21 protein-coding genes are annotated in these 19,319 nt (G+C 34.5%); 20 read left to right on the top strand and 1 reads right to left on the bottom strand.

The features are described from left to right. The first annotated feature begins 34 nt into the window (after window positions 1-34). From hemW to recO, 18 genes are all read left to right on the top strand, one after another. Window positions 35-1,156 (top strand): radical SAM family heme chaperone HemW, encoded by a 1,122-nt coding sequence (gene hemW / locus KRR19_RS08360; RefSeq protein WP_107548356.1) that lies wholly within the window; start codon window positions 35-37, stop codon window positions 1,154-1,156. A 96-nt stretch (window positions 1,157-1,252) separates the two neighbouring features. Next, a complete protein-coding gene (gene hrcA / locus KRR19_RS08355; protein ID WP_002481077.1) occupies window positions 1,253-2,212 on the top strand; it encodes a heat-inducible transcriptional repressor HrcA in 960 nt (319 codons plus the stop codon). 26 nt (window positions 2,213-2,238) lie between these two features. After that, complete coding sequence (grpE, locus tag KRR19_RS08350) at window positions 2,239-2,829, top strand: nucleotide exchange factor GrpE (RefSeq protein WP_002481076.1); 591 nt, start codon at window positions 2,239-2,241, stop codon at window positions 2,827-2,829. A 50-nt stretch (window positions 2,830-2,879) separates the two neighbouring features. Continuing rightward, window positions 2,880-4,715 (top strand): molecular chaperone DnaK, encoded by a 1,836-nt coding sequence (gene dnaK / locus KRR19_RS08345; protein ID WP_002481075.1) that lies wholly within the window; start codon window positions 2,880-2,882, stop codon window positions 4,713-4,715. A gap of 170 nt (window positions 4,716-4,885) precedes the next feature. Continuing rightward, a complete protein-coding gene (gene dnaJ / locus KRR19_RS08340) occupies window positions 4,886-6,019 on the top strand; it encodes a molecular chaperone DnaJ (RefSeq protein ID WP_002481074.1) in 1,134 nt (377 codons plus the stop codon). A gap of 5 nt (window positions 6,020-6,024) precedes the next feature. Continuing rightward, window positions 6,025-6,963 (top strand): 50S ribosomal protein L11 methyltransferase, encoded by a 939-nt coding sequence (gene prmA, locus KRR19_RS08335; RefSeq protein ID WP_156666968.1) that lies wholly within the window; start codon window positions 6,025-6,027, stop codon window positions 6,961-6,963. A gap of 1 nt (window position 6,964) precedes the next feature. Then, window positions 6,965-7,717: a 16S rRNA (uracil(1498)-N(3))-methyltransferase gene (locus KRR19_RS08330; protein ID WP_023015134.1), complete on the top strand. Its 753-nt coding sequence runs from the start codon at window positions 6,965-6,967 to the stop codon at window positions 7,715-7,717. Window positions 7,718-7,722: 5 nt separating this feature from the next. Beyond that, window positions 7,723-9,069 (top strand): tRNA (N(6)-L-threonylcarbamoyladenosine(37)-C(2))-methylthiotransferase MtaB, encoded by a 1,347-nt coding sequence (mtaB, locus tag KRR19_RS08325; RefSeq protein WP_002481071.1) that lies wholly within the window; start codon window positions 7,723-7,725, stop codon window positions 9,067-9,069. 130 nt (window positions 9,070-9,199) lie between these two features. Next, entirely contained in the window at window positions 9,200-9,376 is a 177-nt protein-coding gene (rpsU, locus tag KRR19_RS08320; RefSeq protein WP_000048060.1) for a 30S ribosomal protein S21, read from the top strand. 213 nt (window positions 9,377-9,589) lie between these two features. Next, entirely contained in the window at window positions 9,590-10,306 is a 717-nt protein-coding gene (locus tag KRR19_RS08315) for an NfeD family protein (protein ID WP_002481069.1), read from the top strand. An 18-nt stretch (window positions 10,307-10,324) separates the two neighbouring features. Next, window positions 10,325-11,311 carry a flotillin-like protein FloA gene (gene floA, locus KRR19_RS08310; protein WP_002481068.1) on the top strand — a complete coding sequence of 329 codons (987 nt, stop codon included), beginning with the start codon at window positions 10,325-10,327 and terminating at the stop codon, window positions 11,309-11,311. Window positions 11,312-11,324: 13 nt separating this feature from the next. Beyond that, complete coding sequence (locus KRR19_RS08305; protein WP_023015135.1) at window positions 11,325-11,960, top strand: superantigen-like protein SSL4; 636 nt, start codon at window positions 11,325-11,327, stop codon at window positions 11,958-11,960. A gap of 219 nt (window positions 11,961-12,179) precedes the next feature. After that, window positions 12,180-13,127 (top strand): PhoH family protein, encoded by a 948-nt coding sequence (locus KRR19_RS08300; RefSeq protein ID WP_023015136.1) that lies wholly within the window; start codon window positions 12,180-12,182, stop codon window positions 13,125-13,127. 5 nt (window positions 13,128-13,132) lie between these two features. Continuing rightward, on the top strand, window positions 13,133-13,594 hold the full coding sequence (ybeY, locus tag KRR19_RS08295; RefSeq protein WP_057510460.1) for an rRNA maturation RNase YbeY: 462 nt from the start codon (window positions 13,133-13,135) through the stop codon (window positions 13,592-13,594). A 3-nt stretch (window positions 13,595-13,597) separates the two neighbouring features. Next, window positions 13,598-13,942 carry a diacylglycerol kinase family protein gene (locus tag KRR19_RS08290; protein WP_057510461.1) on the top strand — a complete coding sequence of 115 codons (345 nt, stop codon included), beginning with the start codon at window positions 13,598-13,600 and terminating at the stop codon, window positions 13,940-13,942. A gap of 15 nt (window positions 13,943-13,957) precedes the next feature. Further along, window positions 13,958-14,365 (top strand): cytidine deaminase, encoded by a 408-nt coding sequence (gene cdd / locus KRR19_RS08285; RefSeq protein ID WP_002481063.1) that lies wholly within the window; start codon window positions 13,958-13,960, stop codon window positions 14,363-14,365. After that, complete coding sequence (era, locus tag KRR19_RS08280; protein ID WP_216733585.1) at window positions 14,362-15,261, top strand: GTPase Era; 900 nt, start codon at window positions 14,362-14,364, stop codon at window positions 15,259-15,261. Before cdd ends, era begins: the two co-directional genes overlap by 4 nt. A gap of 24 nt (window positions 15,262-15,285) precedes the next feature. Continuing rightward, on the top strand, window positions 15,286-16,053 hold the full coding sequence (gene recO / locus KRR19_RS08275; protein WP_023015139.1) for a DNA repair protein RecO: 768 nt from the start codon (window positions 15,286-15,288) through the stop codon (window positions 16,051-16,053). Window positions 16,054-16,106: 53 nt separating this feature from the next. On the opposite strand, the gene KRR19_RS08270 is transcribed toward recO, so the two are convergent. Next, window positions 16,107-17,498, bottom strand: coding sequence for a glycine--tRNA ligase (locus tag KRR19_RS08270; protein ID WP_002481060.1), 1,392 nt, complete (start codon window positions 17,496-17,498; stop codon window positions 16,107-16,109). A 313-nt stretch (window positions 17,499-17,811) separates the two neighbouring features. Here KRR19_RS08270 and ccpN point away from each other — a divergent pair, with 313 nt between their 5' ends. Together ccpN and KRR19_RS08260 are read left to right on the top strand one after the other, a co-directional pair. Continuing rightward, window positions 17,812-18,435, top strand: coding sequence for a transcriptional regulator CcpN (gene ccpN, locus KRR19_RS08265; RefSeq protein ID WP_081705407.1), 624 nt, complete (start codon window positions 17,812-17,814; stop codon window positions 18,433-18,435). Between the two features lie 12 nt (window positions 18,436-18,447). Beyond that, the gene (locus tag KRR19_RS08260; protein WP_057510463.1) at window positions 18,448-19,272 is read left to right on the top strand and encodes a pyruvate, water dikinase regulatory protein; all 825 of its coding nucleotides are present in this window, start codon (window positions 18,448-18,450) and stop codon (window positions 19,270-19,272) included. The last annotated feature ends 47 nt before the right edge of the window (window positions 19,273-19,319 follow it).

Genomic DNA, 19,319 nt, shown 5'->3' with positions numbered 1-19,319 from the left:
ATTTTGAATTTTGTCCTAAAAGCGAGGCGAAAATATGAAAGTTAAAAGTGCATATATTCATATTCCATTTTGTGTCAGAATTTGTACTTACTGTGATTTCAATAAATACTTTATACAAAATCAACCAGTTGATGAGTATTTAGATTGCTTAATTGAAGAATTTAAAACAGCTGACAATCGCACATTAAAAACAATGTTTGTAGGAGGAGGCACACCTACAGCGTTAAATGAGTCACAATTAGAGCGTTTGTTAAAAGCTATCAATGAGCACTTTACTATTTCAGGAGAATATACTTTTGAAGCAAATCCAGATGAACTTACACCATCGAAGATTAAACTTTTAAAAGACTACGGCGTCAATCGCATTTCAATGGGTGTTCAAACGTTTGACCAAGATTTATTAAAAGTACTTGGGCGTACACATAATACGGCAGATATATACAATGCTGTCGAGCTCGCTAATCAATACCAGATTAACTCTATCAGTCTTGATTTGATGTATCATCTTCCTGGTCAAACACTTAAACAATTTGAAGACAGTTTAGATATTGCGTTATCAATGGATATTAATCATATCTCAAGTTACGGTCTAATTCTTGAACCTAAAACTCAATTTTATAATTTATATAGAAAAGGAAAGTTAAAACTTCCAAACGAAGATGTAGGGGAAGAAATGTATGAGCTATTACTTGATAAAATTAATCAATCTTCAATGCATCAATATGAAATTTCAAATTTTGGTCAACCTGGTCATGAATCTGAACACAACAAAGTGTATTGGATGAACGAAGGTTATTATGGCTTCGGAGCAGGTGCCAGTGGATACGTTCATGGAATAAGGTACTCAAATGTCAATCCTGTTAATCACTATATTAAGAAGATTAGAAACGGCGAACGTCCTATTTTACATCAAACCACACCCACTCATCGCGAACAAATGGAAGAACAGATGTTTTTAGGTTTAAGAATGAATCAAGGGGTAAATAAATCTGTGTTCAATCATAAATTCAATGAAAACATTGATCAAATCTATGCTGAGGCACTTACTGACCTAAGTAAAAAGGGCTTAATTATTAATGACAATAACGCTGTTAAATTGACTGATCGAGGTAAAGTTATTGGTAATGAAGTCTTTGAAGCATTCTTATTAGATTAATTTTAAGAGGTCAAGGCTTTAACATTGACTTACTTTGACCAATTTGATAAATTATAATTAGCACTTGGAAGAAGAGAGTGCTAATGAGGTGGAAACATGATTACAGATAGACAATTGAGCATTTTAAATGCCATTGTTGAAGATTATGTGGATTATGGTCTACCTGTCGGTTCTAAAACAATTATTGAGAGACATAATGTTGATGTGAGTCCAGCTACTATAAGAAATGAAATGAAACAATTAGAATCATTTGGTTTAGTAGAAAAATCTCATGCATCATCAGGAAGGTCACCTTCATTAAAGGGTTTTAGATATTATGTAGACCAACTGTTGGAAAATACTTCTCCTCTAAAAGAAACGAATAACCAACGTTTAAATAAACTGTTAATGGAATATAACTTTAATTTATCTGCTGCACTAAGTGTGTATGCGAATGAATTGTCATTATTTACACAGTATACTACGTTGGTAATGAAACCAAATCAATCAAAAGATTTAATCAGCGATGTTCATTTGTTTAACGCAACCGCTAATTTGGTTATTATGGTAATTGTGTTCGAAACAGGAAATGTTGAACATATTCAATTAGCAGTAGACGAAAAGATTTCTAAAGCGCGTTTAATTCAAATAGCGAATTACATCAAAGAACTTTATAACAATAAAAGTTTTGTTGATGAAGCAATGGAACATTCGAGCGACATCACAACAATTCATCAATTAACAGATTTACTTTATCAAAGAGTTAATGATAGCAAGAAAGACATCTACCTTGGTGGTAAATCAAATTTGATTGATACATTGAATGAGCAGAATGTGAATTCAATACAACAAATTCTTCAATATTTAGAGTCCAATAAGATATTGAAACTGTTCGAAAAAGATAATCATTCTGGAATCGATGTTAAAATAGGAAAAGAAATTGATAATGACCTAGAGGACATCTCAATTGTGATGAGTGATTATCATATTGATGAACATCTTAAAGGACACATAGCTGTTATTGGACCGACCGCTATGCGTTATCAAAATGTAATTCAATTACTATATAAAATATAGTTTTGAAATGTATTGGAGGACAGAAAATGGCAGAAAAAGATCAATCAGTTAACAATGAAGAAGTTGCTGAGAACGAAGATGCAACTGTAAATTCAAATACTGAAGAAGATACTCAATCAACTGAGAATACCGAAAACGTTCAAAATGGTTCTGAAGAGAATCAAGAAGAGAATGAAATCCAACAACTAAAAGATGAGTTAAAAGAACAAGAAGAAAAATATTTACGTCTGTATGCAGAGTTTGAAAACTATAAGAGACGTATTCAAAAAGAAAATCAAACATTAAAAACATATCAAGCTCAAAGTGTTTTAACGGATATCTTGCCGACTATTGATAACATTGAACGTGCGTTACAAATAGAAGGTGAAGACGAATCATTTAAATCTCTGCAAAAAGGGGTACAAATGGTTTATGAAAGCTTATTACGCGCACTAGAAGAAAACGGCCTTGAGAAAATTGAAGCTTTAGGACAACAATTTGATCCAAACTTCCACCAAGCTGTTATGCAAGATAGTGATGATTCATATGAATCAGGTGAAGTTACACAAGAGCTTCAAACTGGTTATAAATTGAAGGATCGTGTATTACGCCCTTCAATGGTTAAAGTAAATCAATAAATATAACTGATGAAATACACAACAAATGTTATTAGGAGGAATTATTAGTTATGGGTAAAATTATCGGAATTGACTTAGGTACAACAAATTCATGCGTGTCTGTTTTAGAAGGCGACGAACCAAAAGTAATCCAAAATCCAGAAGGTGCACGTACAACACCATCTGTTGTAGCTTTCAAAAATGGTGAAACTCAAGTAGGTGAAGTTGCTAAACGACAAGCGATCACAAACCCTAATACTATTCAATCAATCAAACGTGAAATGGGTACAGACCACAAAGTAGACGTTGATGGAAAATCATACACTCCACAAGAAATTTCTGCAATGATTCTTCAAAACTTAAAAAGTACTGCAGAAAGCTATCTAGGAGATAAAGTAGATAAAGCAGTTATTACTGTTCCAGCTTACTTCAATGACGCTGAACGTCAAGCTACTAAAGATGCTGGTAAAATTGCTGGTTTAGAAGTTGAACGTATTATCAACGAACCAACTGCAGCTGCTTTAGCTTACGGTTTAGATAAAACTGATCAAGACGAAAAAGTGTTAGTATTCGACCTTGGTGGCGGTACTTTCGACGTTTCAATCCTTGAATTAGGCGATGGCGTGTTCGAAGTATTATCAACAGCAGGTGACAACAAACTTGGTGGTGACGACTTTGACCAAGTAATCATTGACTACCTAGTTTCAGAATTCAAAAAAGAAAATGGCATTGATTTATCACAAGATAAAATGGCATTACAACGTTTGAAAGATGCAGCTGAAAAAGCTAAAAAAGACTTATCTGGTGTATCACAAACTCAAATTTCATTACCATTCATCTCTGCAGGAGAAAGTGGTCCATTACACTTAGAATTAACTCTAACTCGTTCTAAATTCGAAGAACTTTCAGATGATTTAGTTCGTCGTACAATGGAACCTACTCGTCAAGCACTAAAAGATGCTGGCTTAACAAGCAAAGATATCGATGAAGTAATCCTTGTTGGTGGTTCTACTCGTATTCCAGCTGTTCAAGAAGCAGTTAAAAAAGAAATCGGCAAAGAACCAAACAAAAGTGTTAACCCTGATGAAGTTGTAGCTATGGGTGCAGCTATCCAAGGTGGCGTTATCTCTGGTGATGTTAAAGATGTTGTATTATTAGACGTTACACCATTATCATTAGGTATCGAAATTATGGGTGGTCGTATGAACACATTAATCGAACGTAACACTACTATCCCAACATCAAAATCACAAGTTTATTCAACAGCAGCAGATAACCAACCAGCAGTAGACATTCACGTATTACAAGGTGAACGTCCAATGGCTTCAGATAACAAAACATTAGGACGCTTCTCATTAACTGATATTCCACCAGCTCCACGTGGTGTACCACAAATCGAAGTAACATTTGATATCGATAAAAACGGTATTGTAAACGTTACTGCTAAAGACTTAGGTACAAACAAAGAGCAAAATATCACAATCGAATCAAGCTCTGCACTTTCAGATGATGAAATCGATCAAATGGTTAAAGATGCTGAACAAAACGCAGAAGCAGATAAAAAACGTCGTGAAGAAAGTGACTTACGTAACGAAGCTGACAGCTTAGTATTCCAAGTTGAAAAAACATTAAAAGACTTAGCTGACAATATCGGCGAAGACGATAAAAAACAAGCTGAAGACAAAAAAGAAGAATTGAAAAAAGCACTTGAAGGCGACGATTTAGAAGATATCAAAGCTAAAAAAGAAGAACTTGAAAAAGTCGTTCAAGATTTATCAATGAAAGTTTACCAACAAGCACAACAAGCTCAAGAACAACAACAAGGTGGAGATGCTTCTAACAACAGTGATGTTGAAGATGCAGATTTCACTGAAGTTAAAGACGACGACAACAAAGATAATAAATAAGTGCATGCTTTCTCAAAAGAGCAGCTTTAACTAAATAAAGAAAAAAGCGGCTTCTTAAAAATTTAAGTCAAAGTCAATTGTACATTGGCTTTGACTTTTTATTATTTAACCAACTATACTTTAAAAGGTATAATGATTCTAAACTAGCAGAAAGATAAGGAGAGATTACAGTGGCAAAAAGAGACTATTATGAAGTCTTAGGTGTCAGTAAAGATGCGTCAAAGGACGAGATAAAAAAAGCCTACCGTAAATTATCCAAAAAATATCACCCAGATATTAATAAAGAAGAAGGCGCAGATGAAAAGTTCAAAGAAATTACTGAAGCTTATGAAGTGCTAAGTGATGAGAATAAACGCGCAAACTATGATCAATTTGGTCATAACGGACCACAAGGCGGCTTTGGCGGCCAAGGATTCGGCGGTCAAGACTTCAGTGGCTTCGGAGGCGGTTTCGAAGACATATTCAGTACGTTCTTCGGAGGCGGTGGTGCACAACGTGATCCAAATGCACCACGTAAAGGGGACGACTTACAATACACTATGACTATTTCATTCGAAGAAGCAGTCTTTGGTGCTGAAAAAGAAATTTCAATTCGTAAGGAAGTAAAATGTGAAACTTGTGACGGCTCAGGTGCAAAACCAGGTTCTAAAAAGAAAACGTGTCACTATTGTAATGGAGCAGGACACGTATCTGTAGAACAAAATACAATACTTGGTCGTGTAAGAACTGAAAAAGTTTGTCCAGTATGTAATGGTACAGGTGAAGAAATTGAAGAACCATGTCCAACTTGTCACGGTAAAGGCACACAAACTAAAAACGTTAAAATCAAAGTCAAAGTACCAAAAGGTGTAGACACTGATCAACAAATTCGTTTAGCCGGTGAAGGCGCTCCAGGACATAACGGTGGACCACAAGGTGACTTATATGTTGTATTCAGAGTTAAACCATCTGATAAATTCATCCGTGAAGGTGATGATATCTTCTATAACTTGAAAATCAGCTTCCCACAAGCAGCTCTAGGTGATGAAGTTAAAGTGCCTACATTAGATGGTGAAGTTATTTTAACAGTTCCAGAAGGTACTCAAGACGGAAAACAATTCCGTATGAAAGAAAAAGGTGTTAAAAACGTTCATGGCTATGGATATGGTGACTTGTTTGTGAACATTAATGTAGTGACTCCAACTAAATTAAGTGAAAAACAAAAATCATTAATGCGAGAATTTGCGGAACTTAGCGGTGAAGAAATTGAAGAACAACCTTCTAATTTCAAAGAACGCGCACGTAGATTCTTTAAAGGAGAATAACAATAATGAACTGGGTGGAACTTTCAATTGTAGTAAATCATGAAGCACAAGATGCAAGTACAAACATTTTAGAAGACTTGGGTTCAAACGGTGTAGTGATAGAAGACTCAGAAGATTTAAAAGGAAACTTAGAGGATAAATTTGGCGAAATATATGAATTGAATCCTAGTGATTATCCTGAACGTGGTGTAAGAATTAAAGCATATTTCAACGAATTAGAATACTCAGATGAACTAAAAGAAGATATTTTAAGTGCTATCAAGAAGATTGATACTTTAAATGAAAATATGTTTAGCTATTCTGAACAATCACTTCAAGAACAAGATTGGGAGAATGAGTGGAAAAATTATTTCCATCCATTCAGAGCTTCAGAACGCTTTACTATTGTGCCAAGTTGGGAAGAATATGATAAAGAAAATAATGAAGAATTATGTATTGAACTAGATCCAGGTATGGCTTTTGGTACAGGAGATCATCCTACAACTAGCATGTGTTTAAAAGAGATTGAAACATATGTAAAACCAGAACATACTGTGATTGACGTTGGTACTGGATCAGGTATCTTAAGTATTGCTTGCTCATTATTAGGTGTTAAGCGTATCAAAGCTTTAGATCTGGATGAACTAGCTATAAAAGTAGCAAAAGAAAATTTCATAAAAAATGCTTGTGCTGATTCAATTGAAACAACAACCGGTAATTTATTACAAGGCGAAACAGATAAATATGATATTGTAATCGCAAATATATTGGCGCATATTATTGAAGAAATGATAGATGACGCTTATAATACTCTAAATGAAGATGGTTTATTTATAACATCTGGTATCATTGAAGAGAAGAGCAATGAAATTATAGAACATATGAAGCGTACTGGTTTTAATATCATTTCAATTAATCACGACAACGGTTGGGTTTGTATCGTTGGAGAGAAAGAGAGCAAATAATATGCAAAGATATTTTATAAATCAAAACGCTGATGAAAGTCAGCGTTTTTTTATTACTGACAAAGACGATATACATCACATTTCAAATGTCATGCGTCGTCAAGTCGGGGCTAAAATTATCGTAACCTTCGAGGACTTAAAAGTTTATCTCTGTGAGATTACAGCTATAAATAATGAAGGCGTTGAATTTAAATTATTAGAAGAACAACCAAATGATACTGAATTACCTATTGAAGTAACAATTTGCAGTGGATTGATTAAAGCAGATAAATATGAGTGGTTGCTGCAAAAATCTACGGAATTAGGTGCTTCTCACTTTATTGCAGTACAAATGGATCGTTCTGTTGTAAAACTAAATCAAAGTAAAGCAGATAAAAAATTGACACGATGGAATAAAATTGTCAAAGAAGCAGCTGAACAAAGTTATCGTCTTGTAATCCCAACTATTGAATTTGTATCGAATTTAAAGAAAGTATATGTTAATATAGATAAATATGATTATGTACTAATCGCTTATGAAGATGCAGCAAAAGAGGGCGAGATGAGTGAGTTTAAACGCGCACTCGAACAATTCAGCAAAGGAGATCGTGTATTAATTATTTTTGGACCAGAAGGCGGTTTAAGTCCTGATGAAATTGAAATGTTCAAAAATAATAGTTACATAGTCGGCCTAGGTCATCGAATCTTGAGAGCAGAGACGGCTCCGCTTTATGCGCTTAGTGCAATTAGTTATGAAAAAGAATTAATGGGGTGAAATAAATGTCAACAGTAGCTTTTCATACTTTAGGTTGTAAAGTAAACCATTATGAAACTGAAGCAATTTGGCAATTATTTAAAGATGCCGGCTATGATCGAGTTGAATTTGATACAAATGCCGATGTCTTTGTTATAAATACATGTACAGTTACAAATACAGGAGATAAGAAGAGTAGACAAGTCATCCGACGTGCTATCAGAAAAAATCCAGATGCAGTCGTTTGTGTTACAGGTTGTTATGCACAAACATCGTCAGCAGAAATCATGGATATCCCTGGAGTAGACGTTGTAGTCGGTACACAGGATAGAACGAAGTTGTTAGGTTATATTGAAGAGTTCAAAGCTGAACGTCAACCAATTAACGGTGTAGGCAATATCATGAAAAATCGTACATATGAAGAATTAGATGTACCATATTTCACTGATAGAACACGTGCTTCTTTAAAAATCCAAGAAGGTTGCAACAACTTCTGTACTTTCTGTATTATTCCATGGGCACGTGGTTTAATGCGTTCAAGAGATCCTGAGAAAGTAGTAGAACAAGCAACAACATTAGTAAATTCTGGTTATAAAGAAATTGTGTTGACTGGTATTCATACAGGTGGTTACGGTCAAGACTTGAAAGATTATAACCTAGCACAATTATTACGTGATTTAGAATCAGTAGATGGATTAGAAAGAATTCGTATTTCATCAATCGAAGCTAGTCAATTAACTGATGAAGTCATTGATGTAATCAAAAATTCAAATAAAGTCGTACGTCACTTACACGTGCCATTACAATCTGGTTCAGATACAGTATTAAAACGCATGAGACGTAAATATTCAATGGCACACTTCTCAGAACGATTGATGAAGTTACATGATGCTTTACCAGGTTTAGCAGTCACTAGTGACGTGATTGTAGGATTCCCAGGTGAAACTGAGGAAGAATTCCAAGAAACATATGACTTTATTTTAGATCATCACTTCTCAGAATTACACGTTTTCCCATATTCAGCTCGAACAGGGACACCAGCAGCTAGAATGGATGATCAAATTGATGAAAGTGTAAAAAATGAACGTGTTCATAAACTAATTGAATTAAGTAACCAATTAGCGAAAGAATATGCTTCTCACTTTGATCAAAAAGTATTAGAAGTAATTCCAGAAGAGCACGGTGAAAAACCAGGTACATTAGTGGGTTATGCAGATAACTACATGAAAGTTGAATTTGAAGGCGATGATTCGCTTATCGGAGAACTTGTACGTGTGAAAATCACAGAAGCAGGTTATCCTTTAAATAAAGGTTATGTTACTCGTGTGATTGATCATGCAACAAATAGCAGTGAATTTACAGCTATTGTGTAAGGTTCAAAAAATTAATTATTCTAATTGACCGCATCAACCACATATATTATAATTAGCATTGCATGGTTTATAAAAAACTATGCAAACGAATTTTAAAGTTCCGTTGTTATTTGGAGGGAGGGAAATACAGATGTCTAAAACAGTAGTCCGTAAAAACGAATCACTTGAAGATGCATTACGCCGTTTCAAACGCTCAGTTTCTAAAAGCGGTACAATTCAAGAAGTACGTAAACGTGAATTTTACGAAAAACCAAGTGTTAAACGTAAAAAGAAATCAGAAGCTGCACGTAAACGTAAATTCAAATAATTATTAAGTCTGTTGACTCCCTCAACAAACAATTAATTATTATATAATGCAGTTTAAACAGCCCTAAGTTTTACAATTATGTAAAACTTAGGGTTTTTTCTTATGTTTTGATGCTACATAATATAATTTTTCTATTGATGTTAAAATAAAACGATAATCCTATAATTACACTAAGTAATCATGTATAATGAAGCTTGAGAGCGAGGTGAATCTATGTCATACCAAGCTGAAATCCTACATAATATTTCGGTATTTCAGGCAAGTTCAAATTCCACACTACATCAAATCAGCGATTTTATAACAAGTCCATTTATTTCATTAATTTTAACCTGTATTATCTTTTTAGGTTTTCTTTATCAACTCTATTCCAAGCGTATTAACTTTCCAGGCATTCTTGCTGCACTAGCCTTATTAATACTATTTTTAGGCTATTTGATACAAGGAGAAGTTTCCTTAATTTCTGTTGGATTATTTTCTATAGGTGTGATACTGCTCGTCATTGAATTGTTTGTTATTGGTGCAGTAATCGGCATTATAGGCATGATTCTCATCACAGTAAGTATGATTATGCTTGGTGAAAACATTCTTTGGATGTTAGTCAATGTTATAATCGCTTTAATACTGACTATTATAGAATGGGTGATATTAGTGAAAGGATATAACAAAAAGATTTCGTTATTTGAAAAAGTTATACTCAGAGATTCGACAACGTCTGAAGCTGGCTATACTTCACACGATGACCGCTCTAATCTAGTAGGACAAACTGCAATCACTTTAACAGAATTACGACCTGCAGGGATGATTTCATTAAATGATGAACGCATAGATGCAGTGTCAGATGGAACATTTATACAAAGAGATGTAGAAGTCAAAGTAACTGAAGTTGAAGGATCGAGAGTAGTTGTCAGAGAGATTCCAAAAAACACATAATACTAGGAGGCACTTACTATGTTAGTACCGTTAATAATCATTGTTATTATTGCAGTCATTGCTCTATTAATCTTATTTTCATTTGTACCAATCGGTTTATGGATTTCTGCAATAGCAGCCGGTGTCAAAGTAAACATTGGCACACTTATCGGAATGCGTTTAAGACGTGTTTCACCACGTAAAGTTATCGCGCCATTAATTAAGGCACATAAAGCTGGTTTAAACCTTACAACTAACCAACTAGAATCACACTACTTAGCAGGTGGTAATGTAGACCGCGTTGTAGATGCAAATATTGCTGCACAACGTGCTGACATCAACTTACCTTTTGAACGTGGCGCAGCGATTGACCTAGCAGGCCGTGACGTTTTAGAAGCTGTCCAAATGTCAGTAAACCCTAAAGTTATTGAAACGCCATTTATTACAGGTGTTGCAATGAACGGTATTGAAGTAAAAGCTAAAGCTAGAATCACAGTTCGTGCAAACATTTCTCGTTTAGTCGGCGGTGCTGGTGAAGAGACTATTATTGCACGTGTCGGTGAGGGGATTGTTTCAACAATCGGTTCAAGTGAACATCATACTGTTGTTTTAGAAAATCCAGACAATATTTCAAAAACTGTATTAAGTAAAGGTCTAGATTCAGGAACAGCCTTTGAAATTTTATCTATTGATATCGCAGATGTGGATATCGGTAAAAACATCGGTGCAGACTTACAAACTGAACAAGCATTGGCAGATAAAAATATTGCACAAGCTAAAGCTGAAGAACGTCGTGCAATGGCAGTTGCATCTGAACAAGAAATGAAAGCACGTGTACAAGAAATGCGTGCGAAAGTTGTGGAAGCAGAATCTGAAGTTCCACTTGCAATGTCTGAAGCTCTAAGAAAAGGTAATATCGGAGTTAAAGATTACTATAATTTGAAGAACATAGAAGCTGATACAGGTATGCGTGAGTCTATCAATAAACGTACGCAACCAAATGATAACGAGTCACCAGACAAGTAAACGAGGTGATTAAATGAATATCGGTCTAATAATATTTGTCGTTAGTGTTGTTATCTCATTAATATCAGCAATTAACGATAAAAATTATAAAAAGAGACAACAAAATCAACCAAAATCATCACAACCTAGAAGACAACCTACGACTGAGCGTAAACAACAAAAAGGGTTTCTTGAACAATTAGGTGAAAAGTTTGAGGAAATGCAAAAAGAATTAGAAGGTACGCCGCCATCTTCTCAACCTGATCACACACCTAAACCAGAAGAAACTACACGTCCGAACCGTCGTACATCTCAACCGAGACAAACGCGCGAGCAATCATCTCAACCAAGACTCGATTCAAATCAAAAAGAGCAAGTATTGACAAAACAACTGAATGATTCTTTAAATAATGAGTTACATGATTTACGCTCTCAAATGGATTTAGAGAAACAAAAGCAAATTGAGATATTAGAACGTCGTGCTCAAGCAATCATTAGTGATAAATATCTTTCAGAACGTGCTAAAAAAGAAAGACTCAAACAACTATTCGCTAATAAGTTTAATCAAACAAGCACACGAACTAATGAAGATTTACGCTTTGATGAAGATGAAATACTAAATGGTTTTGTTTGGTCAGAAGTACTTAAAAAGCCGAAACAGTTACAATAAATTTAATGGATTGGATGGACATAATTTTATGTCATCCAATCCATTTTTCTTTTATGCAAGCTAAACTTTATTGGATTAATAAACAGCGAGAACATGATATAATGATTGTATGAATATGTGGAAATTATTAACTAAGTCCGTAGTTTCCGTTAACCATTATATTCTGCATCTTATTAAAAAATATGCTGAAAAGCGATAATAAAGAAAAGGAGTTAATGTATGCCAGGAATAATAGTTATTGACGATATCAATCAAGCCCAAGCACTAATAGGTAATAACGATGAACACTTACAAGCAATAGAAGAAGCTTTCAATGTTATTGTTCATGCTAGGGGGCAAGAAATAGCTGTAAAAGGGCAACAACAAGAAGAAATTGTAAAAGCAGAAGCTGTAATAAAAAACCTTTTAAAAGTAATTGATCAAGGCGTATCAATTAATCTTAAAGATGTAGAAGCAGCAATTAAAATGGCAGAGAAAGGATCTATCCAACACCTCGTTGATTTATACGATGAAGCAATTACTAAAGATGCTTATGGTAAAACAATTCGTGCAAAAACAATGGGTCAACGTTTATATCTGAATGCGATGAAGCATAATGATTTAGTCTTTGGTATTGGACCAGCTGGTACTGGTAAAACTTTCTTAGCTGTTGTTTATGCTGCTAAAGAATTGCGTCAAGGTAACGTAAAAAGAATAGTGCTGACTCGCCCCGCTGTAGAAGCAGGCGAATCATTAGGTTTCTTACCAGGCGACTTAAAAGAAAAGGTAGACCCTTATTTAAGACCTTTATACGATGGTCTTCATACGGTACTGGGACCTGAGCAAACAGCGCGTTTTATTGAAAGAGGTATCATTGAAGTTGCACCATTAGCCTATATGAGAGGACGTACACTTGACGATGCATTTGTTATTCTAGATGAAGCGCAAAATACGACGCATGCCCAAATGAAAATGTTCTTAACACGTTTAGGATTTGGATCAAAAATGGTCGTAACGGGTGATATGACTCAAGTAGACTTGCCGAGAGGTATTAAAAGCGGATTAAAACAAGCTGTTAAACGCTTATCAGGCGTTAAAGGCATTAGTGTACAAACATTAGACCAAAGTGATGTTGTACGTCATCCATTAGTAAGTAAAATTATCAGCCGTTATGAAGGAGATGAATAAACGCCATGTTCACGATTGATTTTTCAAATCATACGGATGAAGTAAAAGAAGAATGGTATGACCAGATTGAAAAGTTATTAAACTTTGCGAAAGAACAAGAGAATATTGAAGAAGATGCAGAACTATCAGTTACATTTGTTGATAAAGAAGAAATTCAACAAATTAATAGAGACTATAGAGATAAAGATAAAGTTACTGATGTCATTTCATTTGCGTTAGAAGAAGATGAACCTGAAATTGAGGGTTTAGATATCCCTCGTGTACTAGGTGACATTATCATTTGCGCAGATGTTGCAAAAGAACAAGCTGCAGAGTATGGACATTCCTTTGAGAGAGAACTCGGCTTTTTAAGTTTGCATGGCTTCTTACATTTACTTGGCTATGATCATATGAATGAAGCCGACGAAAAAGAAATGTTTGGAAGACAAAAATCTATTTTAGATGCTTATGGCTTAACAAGAGAATAGTCTATGAATCGTTTTAAGTATCCCATTCAAGGGTTGTTGACCATACTACAAAAAGATCGTAACTTTTTATGGCATATCGCAATTGGCTTTTTAGTCATTGGCGCGTCTTTTTACTTCAATATTACCCGCATGGAATGGATTGCGGTTATTTTAACAATTTTTCTAGTGTTAGCATTTGAAGCAATTAACACCGCAATTGAATATGTAGTTGACCTTGTAACGGATGATTATAAACTTTTTGCTAAATATGCTAAAGATATCGCAGCACTAAGTGTGCTTTTAATATCTATCGCAGCAGTAATTATAGGTCTAATTATCTTTATCCCTTACATCGTTAACTTATTATAAAGGAGAGAGATAAAAATGGCTTATACTCAAGAACATTATGAAAAAGTAAGAGAAGCACAAAAACGTTCTTATTCACCTTACAGCAACTTTAAGGTGGGTGCTTATTTAAGAACTAAAGATGGCAAAGAATTTTTCGGCGCAAATGTGGAAAATGCTGCGTATGGCGAAGCAATTTGTGGAGAGCGTTCAAGTTTAGTTGCAGCAATTAGTCAAGGTTATAGACCAGGTGACTTTGAATCTTTAACAGTCACAGTAGATGCTGATAAGCCTTCATCACCATGTGGTTCATGTCGTCAAGTTATTAATGAACTATGTGATGACGACATGCCGATTTATTTAACAAACCATAAAGGCGATATGATTGAAACGACTGTCGCCGAATTACTGCCGCTAGGTTTTTCAGGAAAGGATTTGAATATATGACAGAACATAAATCAGGCTTTGTTTCAATTATAGGCCGACCTAACGTAGGTAAATCTACGTTTATGAATAGAGTACTTGGGCATAAAATCGCAATTATGTCAGACAAAGCACAAACAACTAGAAATAAAATACAAGGTGTTATGACTGAAGATGATGCACAAATTATCTTTGTTGATACACCAGGTATTCACAAGCCCAAACATAAATTAGGCGACTATATGATGAAAGTTGCTAAAAATACTTTATCAGAAGTAGATGCAGTCATTTTCATGGTTAACGCTGATGAAAAGATTGGTCGCGGTGATGAATATATTATGGAAATGCTGAAAAATGTCAAAACTCCAGTATTCCTTGTTATCAATAAAATTGACTTAGTACACCCTGATGAAATCATGCCTATTATTGAATCATATCAAAAATATATGGACTTCTCTGAAACTGTTCCAATGTCAGCATTAGAAGGTTTAAATGTTGAACACTTTATCGAAGTACTTAAATCATATTTACCAGAAGGCCCTCAATATTATCCAGATGGTCAAATTTCTGACCACCCTGAACAATTTGTGGTAGGTGAATTAATAAGAGAAAAAATTCTTCACTTAACGAGCGAAGAAATTCCACATTCAATAGGGGTTAACGTTGATAGAATGGTTAAACAATCTGAAGATAAAGTTCGTATAGAAGCTACATTTTTTGTTGAAAGAGATTCACAAAAAGGAATTGTCATCGGCAAAGGCGGCAAAAAGTTAAAAGAAATTGGAAAACGTGCGAGATTGGATATCGAAAACCTATTAGGTTCAAAAGTGTATCTCGATTTATGGGTAAAAGTACAAAAAGATTGGCGTAATAAAATCAACTTTATTCGCCAAATGGGCTATATAGAGGATCAAGATTAAACTAGAAGGTCGGTGGTACCTTTTATGTTAGTAAAACAAAAAGGAATTATTATTAAAACAGTCGATTATGGCGAATCAGATAAAATTATTACCATCCTAAGCGAAAGTGGCGCGAAGATTCCTTTGATGGTCAAACGTGCTAAAAAAAGTAGAACAGGTATGCAGGCTAATACACAATTATTTGTATATGGCCTGTTTATCTATGCTAAATTACGTGGTCTAGGCATACTTAATTCAGTTGATGTTATCAGTCAAAATTATCAACTTCGTTTAGATATTTATGAGAGCAGTTATGCTGCACTTTGTGCTGAAATCATTGACAAATCTATGGACGAAGAACAAATTTCTAAATTTAATTATCAACTCTTACACTTTTGCTTGAACAGAGTTGAAAAAGGTTACAGTGCCCAACTGATGTCCGTTATTGTTTTATTAAAAAAAATGCCTGACTTTGGTTTTACTATCGCATTCAATCAAGATATTATCTCAGGCGATACAAACCAAGCAAATTTATGTGGCTACAGTTTTAAATATCATGGTGTGATTGCTCAGGAGAATTTGTATAGAGATGAACGAGCAGTTCCTATATCTAATAAAACACTTTATTTATTGGATGTACTTCAAAAACTGCCTATAGATAAAATGAATTCAGTTAATATTCATCAGGATATAGTAGATGAGATGTCTGATTTGCTTATCATGTTATACCGGGAATATGCGGGTGTGTTTTTCAGAAGTCAAAAATTAATAAATCAATTGCATCGTTTAGAGTCCAATAACCAGAAAAAATGATAGAAAAATAAGGGTATATCGCAATTTCGCGATATACCCTTATTTATTTAATATTAGAATTTAACTTTTTCAGCTAAGAAATCGTTTAATTCAGAGATTGGCATACGAACTTGTTCCATAGTATCACGTTCACGTACTGTGACTTGTTGATCTTCTAATGAATCGAAGTCAAATGTAATACAATATGGTGTACCAATTTCATCTTGACGACGGTAACGTTTACCAATTGATTGCGATTCGTCAAAATCAACTGTAAAGTTTTCGCTTAATTGTTCGTAAACTTTAATTGCTTCTTCAGATAATTTTTTACTTAATGGTAAAATTGCTGCTTTATACGGTGCTAGAGCTGGGTGGAAGTGCAATACTGTACGTTCATCTTTACTACCTTCAACACCTTCACGGTCATAAGCATCACATAAGAATGCTAATGTCACACGGTCAGCACCTAAAGAAGGTTCAACACAGTATGGGATGAATTTTTCATTTGTTTCTGGATCATGGTATCTGAAATCTTCACCAGAATATTCACTATGTTTTTTCAAGTCGTAGTCTGTACGGCTTGCAATACCCCATAATTCGCCCCAACCAAATGGGAATTTATATTCAATGTCTGTAGTTGCATTAGAGTAGTGAGATAACTCATCTTGGTCATGATCTCTTAAACGAATATTTTCATTTTGAAGACCTAAGTCTAATAACCATTTTTCAGCAAATGTTTTCCAATAATTTTGCCATTCGATTTCTTCACCAGGACGGCAGAAAAATTCTAATTCCATTTGTTCGAATTCACGTGTTCTGAAAATGAAGTTACCTGGTGTAATTTCATTACGGAATGATTTACCGATTTGACCAATACCAAATGGTAATTTTTTACGCATTGAACGTTGGACGTTTTTGTAGTTGACAAAGATACCTTGTGCAGTTTCAGGACGTAAGAAAATTTCGTTAGTTGAATCTTCAGTTACACCTTGGAAAGTTTTGAACATCAAGTTGAATTGACGGATATCAGTCCAGTTAGCAGTACCGCTTACTGGGCATTTAATACCTTCTTCTTCAATAATACGTTTCATTTCATCAAAACTTAAACCATCTGCGATAAAGTTTTCGTCACCTTTTTCATTTTGCATATATTCTTCAATTAATTTATCTGCACGGTAACGAATTTTACTATCTTTGTTGTCGATCATAGGGTCATTAAAGTTACCTAAGTGACCTGATGCTTCCCATACTTTAGGGTTCATCAAAATTGCTGCGTCTAAGCCAACGTTATAAGGTGATTGTGAAATAAATTTTTTCCACCATGCACGTTTAATATTATTTTTTAATTCAACACCTAATGGACCATAATCCCAAGTGTTTGATAAACCACCGTAAATCTCACTGCCTGGAAATACAAAACCTCTGTGTTTTGCTAGCTGAACTACTGATTCCATATCTTTTGCCATAAATAACACTCCTCTTTAATAATAAAAAAACGCCCCAAGAAAACGAAATAAACATTTCGAAATCTTGGGACGAGTTATCTCATTTCTCATTGAAATTCGTAATAACCCGCGGTTCCACCCAAATTAGTGTAGACACTCGCTTAGATTATAAAAGTTGTTAGGCCAATTTAATTGTTAAGCTCGCACCATCCTTAACTCGCTTCAAACCTAATTCTAATGCATCCGAAAATTAAAGGCAAGTGTTTATATAGATTTGTAGACCAAAACAATTACAGTTATAATATAAATTGTAAGTGTGAAGGGGTGAAGACATATAGAACTGAGTAGTAGGCAAAGTGAAATTATCGAAATAGTAAAGCAAAATGGGCCGATTACCGGTGAAAAGATTGCCGAACAACTAAGTTTAACTAGAGCGACACTTAGACCTGATTTAGCTATTTTGACAATGTCTGGGTTTCTCGAAGCTAGACCTAGAGTAGGATACTTTTATTCTGGTAAATCAACAAATCAATTATTAACAGAAAAATTACGTCAATATGTTGTTAAAGACTATCAATCTTTGCCGATTGTCTTAAAAGGCGATACTTCTGTTTATGAGGCAATATGTACAATTTTTCTTGAAGACGTCAGCACGTTATTTATTGTGAATACAAATAATGATTTTGTTGGAGTTTGTTCAAGAAAAGACTTACTCAGAGCATCCATGATTGGCGAGGATATACATACGATGCCAGTCAGTGTTATCATGACACGTATGCCGAATTTAACACACGTTTTAGAAAATGATTTGGTCGTACTAGCTGCACAGCTTATGATTGAAAAAGAAATTGATTCTCTGCCGATAGTTCGTGGTAAAGATAATGGTAAGTTGGAAGTCATCGGGCGCATTTCAAAAACCACGATAACAAAATTATTTGTATCAATTTTCGATGAGTAGGAGTAGGATTTAATGCAAAAGATAAAAATAATAATTGCATCTGATTCGGTGGGAGAAACAGCCGAACAAGTTGCAAAAGCTTGTGTTTCTCAATTTAACTCGAAAAATTTCCAAAGTCAGATTGTACGTTATCCATATATTGAAACGTTAGAGAATGTTGATGAAGTTATGGAAGTTGCGAAAGAAAACGAAATGAATATTGTTGTTTTCACGCTTGTAAAACCTGACATTAAAGAATATATGGAACAGCAATTAGCCGAAAAAAATATAAAACATGTCGATATCATGGGACCATTAATGAATATTTTAATTGATGAAATCGATGAAAAACCATATTATGAACCAGGTATAGTGCATAAACTAGATGAAGCATACTTCAAAAAAATTGAAGCGATTGAATTTGCAGTTAAATATGATGATGGTAAAGATCCGAAAGGTTTACCTAAAGCTGATATTATATTAATTGGTATTTCACGTACTTCAAAAACACCTTTATCACAGTTTTTAGCACATAAGCGTTATAAGGTTATGAATATCCCAATCGTTCCTGAAATCAATCCGCCTGAAGGGTTATTTGAAGTAGATCCAAAAAAATGTATTGCATTAAAAATCAGTGAAGAAAAGTTGAATAAAATCCGTAAAGAAAGATTGAAACAACTCGGGCTTGGAGATTCAGCACGTTATGCTACAGGGCAACGTATTCAAGAAGAATTGGATTACTTTGATAAAATAGTTGATCGAATAGGCTGTCCTGTGATTGATGTTTCAGACAAAGCTATAGAAGAAACAGCGAATGATATCATGTATATAATTGAACAAAATAAAATGAATAAGTAAGCCTAATACAATACGCTGGTGTTTTAAACTCAGCGTATTTCTTATTG

The sequence above is a fragment of the Staphylococcus sp. CWZ226 genome, from assembly GCF_018986355.1.
Lineage (GTDB): Bacteria > Bacillota > Bacilli > Staphylococcales > Staphylococcaceae > Staphylococcus > Staphylococcus simulans.
The sequence above is the reverse complement of the archived record's forward strand: the minus strand, read 5'-3'. Positions and strand labels throughout refer to the sequence as shown.